The sequence below is a fragment of the Shinella sp. genome (assembly GCF_052438155.1).
Lineage (GTDB): Bacteria > Pseudomonadota > Alphaproteobacteria > Rhizobiales > Rhizobiaceae > Shinella.
In genome coordinates this window covers 338,233-352,110 of the sequence record NZ_JBQVPI010000006.1, presented here as the reverse complement: position 1 = coordinate 352,110, position 13,878 = coordinate 338,233, and the positions used below count along the sequence as shown (strand labels likewise).

17 protein-coding genes and 1 tRNA gene are annotated in these 13,878 nt (G+C 60.7%); 7 read left to right on the top strand and 11 right to left on the bottom strand.

Annotated features, from left to right (window positions below; translation table 11 throughout):
- Positions 1 to 333 precede the first annotated feature (333 nt).
- The 5 genes from ACT6VE_RS14545 to ACT6VE_RS14525 all read right to left on the bottom strand — a co-directional run bounded on the left by ACT6VE_RS14545 (position 334) and on the right by ACT6VE_RS14525 (position 3,705).
- On the bottom strand, positions 334 to 651 hold the full coding sequence (locus tag ACT6VE_RS14545; protein WP_444799280.1) for a hypothetical protein: 318 nt from the start codon (positions 649 to 651) through the stop codon (positions 334 to 336).
- A gap of 220 nt (positions 652 to 871) precedes the next feature.
- The gene (locus ACT6VE_RS14540; RefSeq protein WP_444799279.1) at positions 872 to 1,168 is read right to left on the bottom strand and encodes a hypothetical protein; all 297 of its coding nucleotides are present in this window, start codon (positions 1,166 to 1,168) and stop codon (positions 872 to 874) included.
- A gap of 163 nt (positions 1,169 to 1,331) precedes the next feature.
- Positions 1,332 to 1,408 (bottom strand) — tRNA-Met (locus ACT6VE_RS14535).
- A 132-nt stretch (positions 1,409 to 1,540) separates the two neighbouring features.
- Positions 1,541 to 2,737, bottom strand: coding sequence for a tRNA 2-thiouridine(34) synthase MnmA (gene mnmA, locus ACT6VE_RS14530; RefSeq protein ID WP_444799278.1), 1,197 nt, complete (start codon positions 2,735 to 2,737; stop codon positions 1,541 to 1,543).
- Positions 2,738 to 2,955: 218 nt separating this feature from the next.
- The gene (locus ACT6VE_RS14525) at positions 2,956 to 3,705 is read right to left on the bottom strand and encodes a response regulator transcription factor (RefSeq protein ID WP_444799277.1); all 750 of its coding nucleotides are present in this window, start codon (positions 3,703 to 3,705) and stop codon (positions 2,956 to 2,958) included.
- A 438-nt stretch (positions 3,706 to 4,143) separates the two neighbouring features.
- Here ACT6VE_RS14525 and sciP point away from each other — a divergent pair, with 438 nt between their 5' ends.
- Complete coding sequence (sciP, locus tag ACT6VE_RS14520; RefSeq protein ID WP_007769470.1) at positions 4,144 to 4,419, top strand: CtrA inhibitor SciP; 276 nt, start codon at positions 4,144 to 4,146, stop codon at positions 4,417 to 4,419.
- A gap of 49 nt (positions 4,420 to 4,468) precedes the next feature.
- On the opposite strand, the gene ACT6VE_RS14515 is transcribed toward sciP, so the two are convergent.
- Positions 4,469 to 4,933 carry a paraquat-inducible protein A gene (locus ACT6VE_RS14515; RefSeq protein WP_444799276.1) on the bottom strand — a complete coding sequence of 155 codons (465 nt, stop codon included), beginning with the start codon at positions 4,931 to 4,933 and terminating at the stop codon, positions 4,469 to 4,471.
- Positions 4,934 to 5,067: 134 nt separating this feature from the next.
- Here ACT6VE_RS14515 and ACT6VE_RS14510 point away from each other — a divergent pair, with 134 nt between their 5' ends.
- A complete protein-coding gene (locus ACT6VE_RS14510; RefSeq protein WP_444799275.1) occupies positions 5,068 to 5,349 on the top strand; it encodes a GNAT family N-acetyltransferase in 282 nt (93 codons plus the stop codon).
- A gap of 68 nt (positions 5,350 to 5,417) precedes the next feature.
- Here the strand turns inward: ACT6VE_RS14510 and ACT6VE_RS14505 are convergent, their stop codons facing one another.
- Complete coding sequence (locus tag ACT6VE_RS14505; RefSeq protein ID WP_069061247.1) at positions 5,418 to 5,768, bottom strand: flagellar export protein FliJ; 351 nt, start codon at positions 5,766 to 5,768, stop codon at positions 5,418 to 5,420.
- Between the two features lie 529 nt (positions 5,769 to 6,297).
- Between ACT6VE_RS14505 and ctrA the strand changes: the two genes are divergently transcribed.
- The gene (gene ctrA, locus ACT6VE_RS14500; protein ID WP_037163974.1) at positions 6,298 to 6,996 is read left to right on the top strand and encodes a response regulator transcription factor CtrA; all 699 of its coding nucleotides are present in this window, start codon (positions 6,298 to 6,300) and stop codon (positions 6,994 to 6,996) included.
- Between the two features lie 147 nt (positions 6,997 to 7,143).
- On the opposite strand, the gene ACT6VE_RS14495 is transcribed toward ctrA, so the two are convergent.
- Positions 7,144 to 7,506 (bottom strand): response regulator, encoded by a 363-nt coding sequence (locus tag ACT6VE_RS14495; RefSeq protein WP_069061246.1) that lies wholly within the window; start codon positions 7,504 to 7,506, stop codon positions 7,144 to 7,146.
- A gap of 119 nt (positions 7,507 to 7,625) precedes the next feature.
- Entirely contained in the window at positions 7,626 to 8,279 is a 654-nt protein-coding gene (gene chpT, locus ACT6VE_RS14490) for a histidine phosphotransferase ChpT (RefSeq protein ID WP_444799274.1), read from the bottom strand.
- A 217-nt stretch (positions 8,280 to 8,496) separates the two neighbouring features.
- On the opposite strand from chpT, the gene ACT6VE_RS14485 reads away from it, so the two are divergent.
- Together ACT6VE_RS14485 and ACT6VE_RS14480 are read left to right on the top strand one after the other, a co-directional pair.
- Entirely contained in the window at positions 8,497 to 9,078 is a 582-nt protein-coding gene (locus ACT6VE_RS14485) for a DUF1134 domain-containing protein (protein WP_444799273.1), read from the top strand.
- 127 nt (positions 9,079 to 9,205) lie between these two features.
- Positions 9,206 to 10,354, top strand: a complete 1,149-nt coding sequence (locus ACT6VE_RS14480; protein ID WP_444799272.1) for a hypothetical protein — start codon at positions 9,206 to 9,208, stop codon at positions 10,352 to 10,354.
- Positions 10,355 to 10,361: 7 nt separating this feature from the next.
- Here ACT6VE_RS14480 and ACT6VE_RS14475 read toward each other — a convergent pair whose 3' ends face one another.
- Together ACT6VE_RS14475 and ACT6VE_RS14470 are read right to left on the bottom strand one after the other, a co-directional pair.
- Complete coding sequence (locus tag ACT6VE_RS14475; protein ID WP_444799271.1) at positions 10,362 to 11,192, bottom strand: TrmH family RNA methyltransferase; 831 nt, start codon at positions 11,190 to 11,192, stop codon at positions 10,362 to 10,364.
- A gap of 6 nt (positions 11,193 to 11,198) precedes the next feature.
- A complete protein-coding gene (locus tag ACT6VE_RS14470) occupies positions 11,199 to 11,585 on the bottom strand; it encodes a hypothetical protein (RefSeq protein WP_444799270.1) in 387 nt (128 codons plus the stop codon).
- Between the two features lie 36 nt (positions 11,586 to 11,621).
- On the opposite strand from ACT6VE_RS14470, the gene ACT6VE_RS14465 reads away from it, so the two are divergent.
- Both ACT6VE_RS14465 and rpoH read left to right on the top strand, forming a co-directional pair.
- Positions 11,622 to 12,650 carry an RluA family pseudouridine synthase gene (locus tag ACT6VE_RS14465; RefSeq protein ID WP_444799269.1) on the top strand — a complete coding sequence of 343 codons (1,029 nt, stop codon included), beginning with the start codon at positions 11,622 to 11,624 and terminating at the stop codon, positions 12,648 to 12,650.
- 252 nt (positions 12,651 to 12,902) lie between these two features.
- Positions 12,903 to 13,808 carry an RNA polymerase sigma factor RpoH gene (gene rpoH / locus ACT6VE_RS14460; protein WP_444799268.1) on the top strand — a complete coding sequence of 302 codons (906 nt, stop codon included), beginning with the start codon at positions 12,903 to 12,905 and terminating at the stop codon, positions 13,806 to 13,808.
- Positions 13,809 to 13,878 lie beyond the last annotated feature (70 nt).

The window sequence follows — 13,878 nt, the reverse complement described above, 5'->3', positions numbered from 1 at the left end:
ACCCCATTCGCAAATGGGGGTCCCGTTTGGATGCCGATCACCCCAAATGCGGGGTCCTTATTCCATGCCTAATCACAAGGAGGACGGCTTAGGCGCCTAACCCTCTCACGCGCCACCGTCCGGCATCCATGTCTACAGCCACACGGTGCTGGTGACCATGCGGGGACTCGAGTAGCACCTCGGCCTCTTCGAAGGCGCGGGCGAGCACGCTAGCGTCGCCTTCAATTGATGACGAGCCCGCGATTAGCTTTGTCCCGCGGATGATCTCGAACCGGATGGTCGCGTCAACCTCGTGGCGGGAACCGTCTTTGAAAACCAGATGCCAATTCACATTCATCTCCCAAGTTCCGGCGCACCGGTCATTCGATATAGCGTCTCGCTGTAGGGAAGACGCAGCAGGATATTTCCCTTTTCTGCGATTGCGGCGGCCTCGCGCCCTCGGCAAAGCAGGCTGACGCCGCCCTCGTGGCGGTTGCAGATAGCGTCAGGGCTGTCGAGCAGGTTCACATTGCTGAGGCCTGCAACGATGGCAGTCACGCCGTTGGGCAGCGCGCCTATGGGCTGGATGACGATGATGCGAACTCCGCCGAGCCATATAACGGCAGTGATCCCAACCAAGAGGGCCGCGAGTGGCAACAAGATTGATTTCATCAGTTCCCCTTGTATCGCGCCGCGTCCATCCACCTCTTTAGCGCAGATCCTCGGGATCTGTCCTTTACCTCAATGCGCTCGCCCATATATTGGCCAACCGCTATCCAAACGGACTTGGATTTTTGGTACACCTCAACTTCAATTTTGGTGCCCCAGACCACAACTTCATGCGCCATCATTCTCTCCCCGGGCGAGGAGATTGGCATGATGCACGCTGGAGTCAAGTAATGTGTATGGAGAGCATGATGAGGAAACCCAACACGACTGCTGCCGCCGAATAGGGCAAAAAATCGAGGGCCCTGTGCAGCCCAGTCCAACTTCCAGGCGCAAGCGCCCAATCTCCCACTCTATCGAATGGCAGTTTAGTCAATACCTTGACTATCGAAACGCTGACCCACTCTCCGTCTCGGAGAAAACTGTAAAGTTGATAGACGATAGTTCCCCAGCCAGAGAGGAAGATCGCCATGCCCAGCCACCAGCCGGGCTCATCGCCATTTCGCGATGTCTGGTTGATCATCGACGGCCCCCGCATGTTGCAATCTATGTTGCATGGATCTGCCGAGTGTGGCGGGAAACCACTGGAAATCAAGGGAAATCAGTTGCAACACGATGCAACATGAAAACCCACCCACTTGTCGGGTTGCGATGAGCTATTCTACTGATTTCTTTGGGAAATTCTATGGTAGCGGAGGAGGGATTCGAACCCCCGACACAAGGATTATGATTCCTCTGCTCTAACCTACTGAGCTACTCCGCCGCCCGAAGGGACGATCGACAACGATGTCGTTTCCGTCCGGTGGGCGGCTTATAAGGTGCTGTTCCTGCGGGTGTCAAGCGAGGTTCTGAGAAAAATTGCTTTGTCCGCAAAGGCTTTGGCGGACAAAGCGTTTCAGGCCGCGACCGGGGTCGACAGAATGCGCTTGAGGGCATCCTCGGCCGCCGCTTCCCGCTCCGAACGCAGGATAAAACCGCCGCCATAGATACGGGCATCCTCGCCTTCGCCGGAATAGAGGGCGCAGGCCTGGCCGGGCGCGACGCCCGCCTCGCCTTCCGCAAGCTCGACATAGATGCCGCTTTCGTTGGCCTCAAGGCGCGCGGGGCGCGGTGGGCGGGTGGAGCGCACCTTGGCATAGCAATCGAAGCCCTTGGCGGCCACGGCATCCAGGGCGTCGTCGCCGAGCCAGTTGATGTCACGCAGGTAGAGGCGGCGCGTTTCCAGCGCCTCCTTGGGGCCGACGATGACGCGGCGCGAGCGCGCATCGAGATAGACGACATAGAGCGGGTCGCCGGTGGCGATGCCGATGCCGCGGCGCTGACCGATCGTGTAATGCAGGATGCCATCGTGGCGACCGAGCACGCGGCCGTCAATATGCACGATCTCGCCGGCAAGCGCCGCATTCGGCTTCAGCTTGTTGACGATGTCGGTATATTTGCCCTGCGGTACGAAACAGATGTCCTGGCTGTCGGCCTTCTTGGCAACGACGAGGCCCATGTCTTCGGCAAGCGCCCGGGTTTCGGCCTTCGAGAGATGGCCGAGCGGGAAGCGCAGGTAATCGATCTGCTCCTGGGTGGTCGCGAAGAGGAAGTAGCTCTGGTCACGCTCCGCATCGACCGGGCGATAGAGCGACCGGTGTTGCGGCGCATCCGGCGTCGGGTTGGCGCGCGAGCGGATGTAGTGGCCAGTGGCGAGCGCATCGGCGCCGAGTTCCTTGGCGGTGGTCAGAAGGTCGGCGAACTTGACGGTCTGGTTGCAGGCGACACAGGGGATCGGCGTTTCGCCGGCGATATAGCTTTCGGCAAAGGGATTGATCACCGTCTCGCGAAAGCGCTTCTCGTAGTCGAGGACATAATGTGGAATACCGAGCGTTTCGCAGACGCGGCGCGCATCGTCGATGTCCTGGCCGGCGCAGCAGGAGCCGGCACGGTGCACGGCGGCGCCATGGTCATAGAGTTGCAGGGTGATGCCGAGAACGTCATAGCCCTCGCGTTTGAGAATCCCGGCCACCACGGAACTGTCGACGCCGCCCGACATGGCGACGACGACGCGCGTATCTTCCGGCTTGCGATCAAAATCGAGACTGTTCACGCGAGGTCCGTTCCGGTGCTGCGTATCCTACCGCAGAACACCTCTCCATTGGGGCCGAAGCCGGCCGTTGCGGCGCTCCGCGATCAGCAGAGCGTCCTTCGAGCGACATATAGAAACTTGCCGCTCCGAGAGCAAGGGAAGGCCGGAAACCTCGTCTTTGTGACCGGGCAGAGGAACGCGCCCCGATCAGCGACAAAGCATCCTGCCAGAAACCAACCTCAGATGAGGCGGAGACGCAACGCGATGGCAATCGCCTGCATGCGGTTGACGGCCTGAAGCTTGCGGGTCGCGCTCTTGAAATAGCTGCTCACCGTATAGACCGAGATGCCGAGAATGATGGCGATTTCATCGCTGCTCTTGCCCGCCGCCGCCCAGCGCAGGCACTCGACCTCACGGCTGGACAGTTTTTCACGGCCCGCGGTCGCTGCAACAAACGTCTTTTCGAGGCATTCAAACAGCTGGAGGGCGGCGAAATGCAGTTCCGCCAGCTCCGGGCGGGTGAGCGGTGCGCGTGCGCCGGAAAACACCATCAGATAGGGATCCGACGTCGTGGAATGCAGCAGGAAGGCCGTCGAGCCGGAAAGGCCGTGGTTCTCGGCAAGCGCGATCGCCTCGGCCACCTGAACGTTTCCCCAATCCGAGGGCGCGAACAGCGAACTGTCGCCCTGGACAGGCAACTTGGTCATGCCGGTCTCGACCGCCAGCCGGCTGACATGGAAGAGGTTCATCGCATCGTATTTGCGCACGAGATCGGCCGGCCAGTTGCTGACAAGCAGGCGTTCGGCAAAGCGCTGCTGCGCATTGGCCGGAAAACGCGACACCAGGAAATGGCTGAAGCGGAAGTGAGTGGCGCACTGGCGCATGAGGTGCAGCACCTCATACTCGGTCTGCACGGAATCGATGTTGGCCGTGGACAAGAATTCGGGCGACCAACCCTGCTGCAGCAGCATGTTGTCTGGATCTCTCATTTTCCGCTTCCAACAGCCGGCGCAGCGCGCCGGGCTCGTGTGCATTCTCGGCCCGGAAATTTCAGGAGCACCCCTTCAAGCAAGCGGCGACGAAGAACGCCACTCGCGGCCATATCCCGAAGGGAGACAGCGCGCGGAGGGAATTCATTTGGATGCTTCCTGGGAGCTTCCGGTGCATCGATCCGATGCGGCCCCCTAAATTTGGGGGCGTATTAGCAGCGTTTGAATAAAATAGAAATGAAATATTCGCATAGCTCCCATGCGGCCACCGGGCATGGGCGCGATGGCAAACGTAAGGGAACCCGGTGCTTCGCGAGTAGCGCCGCATCGGTGAAGCCGCTCAAATGATTAGAAAATTGTTACTGTGCGCTTAGGCAAATCTTAAATGTGGCAGGCTACAGTCCCGCCATATGGTCTTGAGTTTATGTAGAGAGTCCAATGACCGAACTGATACGACCCCGCGTTAAATACGTCATCGGCCCCGATGGCAGCCCTCTTACGATTGCCGATCTGCCGCCGGCCAATACCCGGCGCTGGGTGATTCGCCGGAAGGCAGAAGTCGTTGCCGCCGTACGTGGCGGGCTTTTGAGCCTTGAAGAAGCCTGTGAGCGTTATACGCTGACGGTCGAAGAATTCCTGTCCTGGCAGTCGTCCATCAACGATCATGGTCTTGCCGGCCTGCGTACCACGCGCATCCAGCAGTACCGCCACTAGCCTTTTTCGGATCAAGACCCCAGCAGCCGCGACCAACGCGGCTGCTGTTTCATTTGGAGACCGGCTTTAGCCGCATCTGCAGCAGGCCGGTCATGATCGCCGAGACGGCGTAGAACCAGAGGCCGGGCTGGGTGAAGGCCGATGCCATGCCGCTCGTCTTCGCCGCGACGATCACCAGCGCCACCAGCATCACATCCATCATCGACCATTTCCCAAGGATCGGCAGCAGCCGCGCGATCCAGTTTTCTCTGCCGTCAGGCTGGGCCGGTGCAGTCGCTTCCAGCGCGATGCCGAAGAGCTTTATTACCGGAAAAACGATGGAGAAAAGCCCCACGAGCACGGCAAGCCCGCCGCTCCCCTGCTGCCAGAGTGAGACGACAATGTCGATCAGCGAGGGCGTTTCATCGAAGAAGTAGAGCTTCTCGAAGCGAACGAGCGGCAGGACGAGGCCGAAGGCCAGAAACAGCGCGGAGAGAACGAGGAAAGCAGGAACGACAAGGATCATGGGGCACATCGCAGTTTCGATGCGCCCTGCATAGCATTCGCCCGATCAGGATGCAGCACACTGCGTTCACATCCTGTTGCCTTGCGGGACAGCACGAGACGGGAAAGGATGGCGCCAACGCAACGAAACGAAACGAGGCCGTCATGGATATTCTCAGCGCAGAAACCGGCTCGAAGGGCCGCTACTATACCGTCGTCGAAGGGCACGAGGCGGAAGTGACCTATTCCCGTGCCTCGCCAAAACTCGTCATCGTCGACCACACCGGCGTGCCGGATGCGCTGCGCGGCAAGGGCGTCGGCCAGGCGCTGGCGGCCTATGTCGTGGAGGCGGCGCGCAAGGGCGGCTGGAAGATCATGCCGCTTTGCCCGTTTTTCCGCGCCCAGGCATTGCGCCACAAGGAATGGCACGACGTCGTCAATCTTTGACGCAACACGAAGAGCCCTCGTGAGCGGTCTTCCGGCCGCTCGCGAGGGTTCTTCAGAGTTGGATCAGGTCAGGCGCGCATCCGGACCGCGTTGTCACGCTCTTCCAGTGCAGACGCCTTGGCGAACTCCGCATCCGCCTCTTCCAGTGCCAGTTCCGCCGCATCCTGCTGTACCTTCAGTTCCCGGATAGAGACCTGAAGATTGTCGGAGCGCTGCCGCGCCGCCTTGGCAAAGGTGGGATAGGCGAAGTGGTTGGAATCAGTGATCCCGGACTTCTTTTCTTCGATGGCGATCTGGCTTTCCAGTTCCTTCGACATCCGTTCGAATTCGGACATCATCAACTGAAGCTGGGCCAGCTGCCGTCTTTTGTCTTTCACCTGAAATTCCTTCAGGCGAACTAGGCTCTCACGCGACTTCATACGCAATACTCCCGTGGATAGCGAGACCCCGGCATTAAGGCGATCGACCCCCAAAACATGTGGCGAACGGTCACCCGGCATTTCAAATCAGCACCCGAAGCACGATGACCATCGCACGCCGGAGGCCGACATTTTCGCCCGAAACCCGGCCAAACACGCCGAGCCCACGAAAAAATCTAGCGATATTAACAAAACCCTACCGCTGGTAACCTTTCGTTTACGGGCATCGTTAATCATAGGTTCGATGATTTAAGGCTCTGTAAATGCGGTTCGCTAAAAAAGAGGTGGGGCGCATTAATGAGTCGAAAGAGTCAGTTAGATGTGTTTCTTAAAAAGACAGTTTAAGATTCACATTTCTGATTCATCCATGAAATCAGGGAGCTGCCTAAAATAATTAACAGATCGATACACCTTGCCAAAGTGAATCAGGATTTGTTAACCATTTCATGGCAGCCTTCAAATCAGGCAACGACTGGATCCGTATCGCGTAGGGGGCCAGGTACCTTGAGCGGCGGAAAAGGGGACAGATATGCGGGTTCTACTTATTGAGGACGACAGCGCGACAGCGCAGAGCATCGAATTGATGCTGAAGTCCGAAAGTTTTAATGTGTATACCACCGACCTCGGCGAGGAAGGTGTCGATCTGGGCAAGCTGTATGATTACGACATCATCCTGCTCGATCTGAATCTCCCTGACATGTCGGGTTACGAGGTTCTTCGGACGTTGCGCCTGTCCAAGGTCAAGACGCCGATTCTCATCCTCTCCGGCATGGCCGGCATCGAGGACAAGGTGCGCGGCCTCGGCTTCGGCGCCGACGACTATATGACGAAGCCGTTCCACAAGGACGAGCTCGTTGCCCGCATCCACGCCATCGTGCGCCGCTCCAAGGGTCATGCCCAGTCGGTCATCTCGACGGGCGAGCTCATCGTCAACCTCGACGCCAAGACCGTCGAAGTCGGCGGCCAGCGCGTGCACCTGACGGGCAAGGAATACCAGATGCTCGAGCTGCTCTCGCTGCGCAAGGGCACGACGCTCACCAAGGAAATGTTCCTGAACCACCTCTATGGTGGCATGGACGAGCCGGAACTGAAGATCATCGACGTCTTCATCTGCAAGCTGCGCAAGAAGCTCGCAAACGCCGCCGGCGGCGCGAACTATATCGAGACGGTCTGGGGTCGCGGCTATGTGCTGCGCGAACCCGAAGGCGACTTCGCCGAAAGCGCCTGATAGGCCCCTCCTCGCTCAAGAAATTCAAACCCGCCGCTCCGCAGGCGGGTTTTTCTTTGCCTGCGAGAATGCGGCAAAAGGGCAAAGCAAAAACGCGGCCGGCTCTTGCGAGCGGCCGCGTCGGTGGCTTCGTATCCGGGAGTGCGTTCAGGCCGCGATCGAAAGACTGCTGAACACCTGGGTCAGGATCTTGCGGTCGAACGGTTTCAGCAGGAAATCGTCCGCACCGGCGCGCTTGCCCATCATCATCTTCTTCAGGTCCGCCTCGACCACGCAGTAGTAGATGCGCACCGATTTGCCCTGCGGCAGGTTGCGGATATTGCCGATCAACTCCAGCGCGCCGTCCATCGTGGAATCGACGATGAGAATGTTAGGCAGCTCCGCCTCGCAGCGAACCAGTGCTTCGAGCGAGCTCGAGGCTTCCAGTACGAGGAAATTGAAGCCGGAGAGAATACGCTTGCCGACCTTGCGGACGACGTCGGAACCATCGGCGATCATCAACCGCTGCATTCGCTGCTCCTAGCTCTCCCGCTCGTGGTGCGCGGGAACAATACAGGTTGCAACTCTACCGGCGCCTGGCAAACAAAGCGTTAGCGGCCATGGTTAACAATACCTTGGCCGCCTTTGGCTTATTCCGAAGCCGGAGCCATCCGGGCCGAAAAGACGATTTCCTCGGGGCTCGCCGTCACATCGAGCTCCATGCCAGCCTCATCGGCGAGCAGCACCGTGTAGTACGGCTGGATCGAATGCGCATCGACGGACTCTTCCGGCGTGCCAGAGAGGATTTCGGCAAACTTGGGTGGCACGCGCAGCATGCGGCCCTTGGCCGTAAGCTTGAAGACGGCGTCGAATTCCGGATTTTCAAGCGTGACGTCGATCGAGCCGCCGCGCGGAATGGCGCCATACGCCACGAGAAACAGGTTGAGCAGCAGCTTGACCCGGTTCTTCGCGACGATGGCGCGCGGGCCTGACCAGGTGACTTCCGTTTTCTTTTCAGCGACCGCGAAGTCGCGCGCGGCCTTCTCCGCCTCGCCCGTATCGATCGACGCACCGACGGAGCCGGATGCGCCAAAAGCGAGGCGTGCGAATTTCAGACGGACGGAAGCGTTCAGCGCGCTGGTGCGGATGAGGTCCATCGCCTCCGAATCGGCACCGCCCTCGTCGAGCAGTTCGAGACCATTGTTGATCGCACCGACGGGCGAGATGACATCGTGGCAGACGCGGCTGCACAAAAGCGCTGCCAGATCAGGACCGGCAAGCGTAAGATTCAGATTTTTCGCCATAAATTTCTCCCAGGTCCACGTGTTCGTTCAACGCAGCCGGCTTGACAAGGGCACATTCGCGGCAGTCTCCGCGACGCATAGCACGTCAGAATTGCGCGAGGCGTGCCCGATTTAAAGACAGCCATAATGACACCACATTTGGTAAACCGATTGTTAAGACGATCGGATCAAATTGCTGCATGAACGGGGCCGATACATGAAGGAAGGCGAACGGGACATGGCTATTTCAAATCTGGTCACGATGGTGTTCAGGATCGTAACAGCAACATTCGTGACGCTCCTCCTCGCTTTGCCGGCTCAGGCACAGCAGAGCAGCAACCAGTATTCCATGCAGGAAATCGTCGATGCCGGCCACGGATTCTTCGGCTCGACCTCCGGCGGCATCGCCAAGGTGGTGGAACGCGCCTTCGAATCCTACGGCCTGCCGAATGGCTATATCCTTGGCCAGGAAGGCTCCGGCGCCTTCATCGCCGGCCTGACCTATGGCGAAGGCACGCTGAACACCAAGAATGCCGGCCAGCATTCGGTGTTCTGGCAGGGCCCGTCGCTCGGCCTCGACTGGGGCGGCCAGGGCAGCCGCACGATGATGCTCGTTTACAACCTGCCTGACGTCAGCGCGCTCTACGAGCGTTACGGCGGCGTTTCCGGCTCGGCCTATATCGTCGCCGGCGTCGGCATGCAGGTCAACGTCAACCGCGACGTCGTGCTCGTGCCGATCCGCACCGGCGTTGGCGCCCGCCTCGGCATCAATGCCGGCTACCTGAAGCTGACGCGCCAGCCGACCTGGAATCCCTTCTGAGCGAATGAAAAGGCACTCTCGCCCGTCAGATTAACCGAGAGTGTATTTCGCAGAGACAACCCCTGTGCAAGCTCGGACGAGCCGCTATAGTGTTCTCGTCCGAGACCCGTTTTGGAACGAGTGACCCGTGATCGAGTACGCCCTTCTCTTCGCGCTTGGCTTTCTCGCCGCCACACTGACCGGTCTGCTCGTTGCCCCGGCGATCCAGAAGCGTATCGTCAAGTTCACCGAAGCCCGTATGAAAGCCACCATGCCGCTGAGCCCGCAGGAAGTGCGCGCCCAGAAGGATATGGCGCGCGCGGCCTTTGCGACCGAAAATGCCCGCCTCGCCCAGAACGTCCGCCGCGAGCGGGAGAAACACACGCTGGAAAGGGTGAGGAGCGAGAAGCTGCTCGCCCAGGGCGCCGCGATCGGCACGGAAAATGCCGAACTGCACGCCCAGCTCGCCGACATGAACATCGAAGCGGGCGACATGCGCTCCGCCCTCCGGCGCGAGGAGTTGAAGAGCGAGCAGTTCAAGGCAGCCCTCACCACCGCCGACCGCGAAGCTCGGGGCCGCGCGGCAGAGGTCGACAAGCTGAATGCCAGCATCGAGCACCTGCGTGCTGACATCGACGACATGAAGATCGACGCCGCCACCCGCGACACGGCGATGGAAAATCTGAAGAGCCGGATCGGCAATCTCAAGGACGAGCGTGACAAGCTGCGTGAGGACTTGAAGTCGACGAGCCAGAATGCGAAAGCGCTGGAAGTTCGGCTTGCCCGGGAGGAAGCCCGCGTGCGTCAGATGGAGACCCGGCTGACGCGGGAACTTGCCGGGAGTGCCGACAAGGACAATGCTATCGAGAGGCGTATCGCGGAGGTTAACCGCCTGCGCGACAAGGTGAAGACGTTGACAGTGGAAAACAAGGAAGCGGTAAAGTCGGTCCGTTCGAGCGGGATCGCCCGCACCACGGTGGCAAGCCGCCTTTCCCAGCGCCGTTCCGACAAGGTGACACCACCGCCCATCGATATCGTCGCGCTGGAAGACCATGTGCGCGATCAGGGCACGGCGCTTTCCGAACGGTTGATGGCCGCAAAGACCGGCGAAAACGATGCCGCATTGCGCGAAGAAATGGCCGACCTTGCCAGCAAGATGATCGTGCTGACCGCCGCTCGAGAAGGGGCTGGCTCACCGGTGCACGACCTCATCGCCTCGATCGACCCTGCTCTTGACGGCGACGAAAACAGCCTTGCCCAGCGCGTCCGCGCGCAGATCGGGCAAGACGAGAACTGAGTTCAATCTATCCGACCCGGCCCATGGCGAGAGCGATCTGATACAGCGCGATCCCGCTCGCCGTCGCGACGTTGAGGCTGTCGAGCCCGGGCCGCTGTGGAATGCGCGCCGTACGGAAAGAGGAGAGGATGCTTTCGGCAAGCCCCTCGCCTTCCGTGCCGAGCACGAGCGCAATGCGCCGCGCCGCGGGGATTTCCGCCACGGCCACCTCGCCACGCGGCGAAAGCCCCCAGATTTCAAACCCCGCCTCCGCCAGCCCGCGCAGCATCGTTTGCGCACCAAGACCACGCGAAAACGGCACCGTCAGAACCGAGCCGACGGAAACGCGGATGGCCTTGCGGTAGAGCGGATCGCAGGACATCTCATCGAGAAAAACCGCATCTGCGCCAAAAGCAGCGGCATTGCGGAAGATCGAACCGACATTGTCATGGTTGGACAGGCCGCAGCCGGCGAGAACGAGGCTGGTTTCCGGCAGGCATTCGAGGAGCGATTCTCCCCTCTCTGCCGTAGGCTTGCGGCCGAGCGCCAGCACGCCACGGTGCATGTTGAAACCGGCGACCGCATCGAAGACCGCCGCGGAGGCCACATAGACCGGCACGGTCGGCGGAAAGGTGGCCAGCACGTCCGCAATGCCGGCCAGCCGGTTTTCGAGAAGCAGGAAGGCCTCGGCGGCAAAACCATTGTCCTGCGCCGGTGCCGCGCCGAGCATGCGCAGCACCACCGTGCCCTCGGCAATGAACAGGCCCTCGCGACCGGTGAGGTCGCGTTCGCGGATCGACACGAAACCCGCAATGCGCGGGTCGGCTGGATCATCGATACGGACCGGTTGCGCCGCCATGCCCGATCAGTTGCCCGCGACGTCGATCTCGGCGACCATACGGCCGGCAGCGATGTCGAAAAGCAGGGCCTTGCGGGTGCCCGCCGCCGTGACGCCGTAGAACAGGATCTGCCCGTCCGATTGCGACACGGCTGAAACGGCAAAACCGTCCGGCAGCGTCGCCGTCGCCTTGACGGGTGCGTCGCTCGGAACGAGCGTACCAGACGCCGTTGCGGCTTCCGGCTTGCCTTCGCGCGTATTGATCTTATAGACAATGGCCGCAAGCACCGCCATGAACATCAAAAGCATGATGCCGCCCGAGACGAGTTGCAGGCGCATCATCTTGCGACGAACATTTTCCATCACCGGGTCGAGCGGCTTGTCTTCCTGATCGTTGTTTTCGATATTGGACATGGCAGACGCCCTTCCGGCAATGAGTATAAGTGAACGATGACCGACCCCTTTAAAGAAGCCGAGGCCACAAGAAAAGTCCTGACGGTGCCGGAAGACGCCGAAGGGCGGATCGATGCCTGGCTCGCGGCCACGCTTGCCGGCGATTTTTCGCGCAGCCGCATCAAGGCGCTGATCGAGGAAGGCGCCGTTCTCGTCAACGGTACGGCCATCGGCGAACCGAAGCGCAAGATCCATCCTGGCGATACCGTCGAGATCGCCCTGCCGGAACCCCGCGATCCAGAGCCGAAGGGCGAGGACATCCCGCTCGACGTGCTCTACGAGGATGACGACCTGATCGTGCTCTGCAAGCCGGCCGGCCTCGTCGTGCATCCCGGTGCGGGCAACTGGACCGGCACACTGGTCAACGCCCTCATCCACCATTGCGGCGAGAGCCTGTCCGGCATCGGCGGCGTGCGGCGGCCCGGCATCGTGCACCGCCTCGACAAGGAAACCAGTGGCGTGATGGTCGTCGCCAAGAACGACATCGCACACCGCCACCTCTCCGACCAGTTCGCCGACCATGGCCGCACGGGCCCGCTGGAGCGCGCCTACCAGGCTGTCGTCTGGGGCCGCCCAGGCAAGTTGAAGGGTACGGTCGACGCGCCCCTCGGCCGCGCCGGAGACCGCACCAAGCGCACCGTGAAGCGCGAAAACACCGACGACGCGCGCGAGGCGATCACCCATTACGAAGTGATCGAGCGCTATGCCGAGACGCCCGATGCCACCAGCCTCGCCTCCCTCATCGAATGCCGCCTCGAAACCGGCCGCACGCACCAGATCCGCGTGCACATGGCCCATATCGGCCATCCGCTGATCGGCGACCCGGAATATGGCGCCGCGTTCAAGACCAAGGCGAACCGTCTGCCGGATGCGGCACGCGACGTGGTCAACAATTTCCGACGGCAGGCGCTGCACGCCTTCCTGCTGCAGTTCGAACATCCGGCGACCGGCGAAACCATGCGTTTCGAGGCCCCGCCGCCGGAGGACCTGGAACGGCTGATCAAGGCGCTGCGCGCGGTCGAATAGGCCGCGAACCCTTGATTTGCCGGCATCAGACCCCATTTTGGGGACGTGTCGCAAAATCCATTCCCCCTCCCCGCCTTCACGCAGCCGTGAAGCCTGCGGCGACTTGAACCATTGTTTCGCCATACCTATCTGTATGATCGTGGGATCGTCATGACCCACGGGGAGCATGGTTGCTGACGGGGATCCGGTTTCAGGATCAGGCTCCGTACCAAGGCTTGCCGAATGGAAGCCGTGTCACGAAAGGGGTGCTGAATGGCCCGCAATACGCTGCCGTCGATTACGGCCGGAGAAGGTGGTCTCAACCGCTATCTCGATGAAATCCGCAAGTTTCCAATGCTTGAGCCGCAGCAGGAATACATGCTCGCCAAGCGTTATCAGGAGCACGGCGATCGTAGCGCCGCGCATGAACTCGTCACGAGCCATCTGCGCCTCGTGGCCAAGATCGCCATGGGCTATCGCGGCTACGGCCTGCCGATCGGCGAAGTCGTGTCCGAGGGCAATGTCGGCCTGATGCAGGCCGTCAAGAAGTTCGACCCGGAACGCGGCTTCCGCCTTGCGACCTATGCCATGTGGTGGATCAAGGCCTCGATCCAGGAGTACATCCTGCGCTCGTGGTCGCTGGTGAAGATGGGCACGACCGCCAATCAGAAGCGCCTGTTCTTCAACCTGCGCCGCATGAAGAACAAGATCCAGGCGATCGACGACGGCGACCTTCGTCCGGACCAGGTCAAGGAAATCGCGACCAAGCTCAAGGTTTCGGAAGACGAAGTCGTCTCGATGAACCGCCGCCTCACCGGCGACGCCTCGCTCAACGCGCCGATCAAAACCGGTGAAGGCGAATCCGGCCAGTGGCAGGATTGGCTTGTCGACAATCACGACAGCCAGGAACAGACGCTGATCGAGCAGGACGAACTGGACACGCGCCGCGCCATGCTGGCCCGCGCGATGGACGTCTTGAACGACCGCGAACGCCGCATCTTCGAGGCCCGTCGCCTCGCCGAAGATCCGGTGACGCTGGAAGAACTCTCCACCGAGTTCGACATCAGCCGCGAGCGCGTGCGCCAGATCGAGGTGCGCGCTTTCGAGAAGGTGCAGGAGGCCGTGCAGAAATACGCGGCCGAACAGGCCCGCGCGGTCCGCGTCATCGAAGACGCCTGATCCGTACGACACTCCAGAAACAAAAAGGCCCGGCATCGCTTGCCGGGCCTTTTCTTTTGGTCGTATGCAA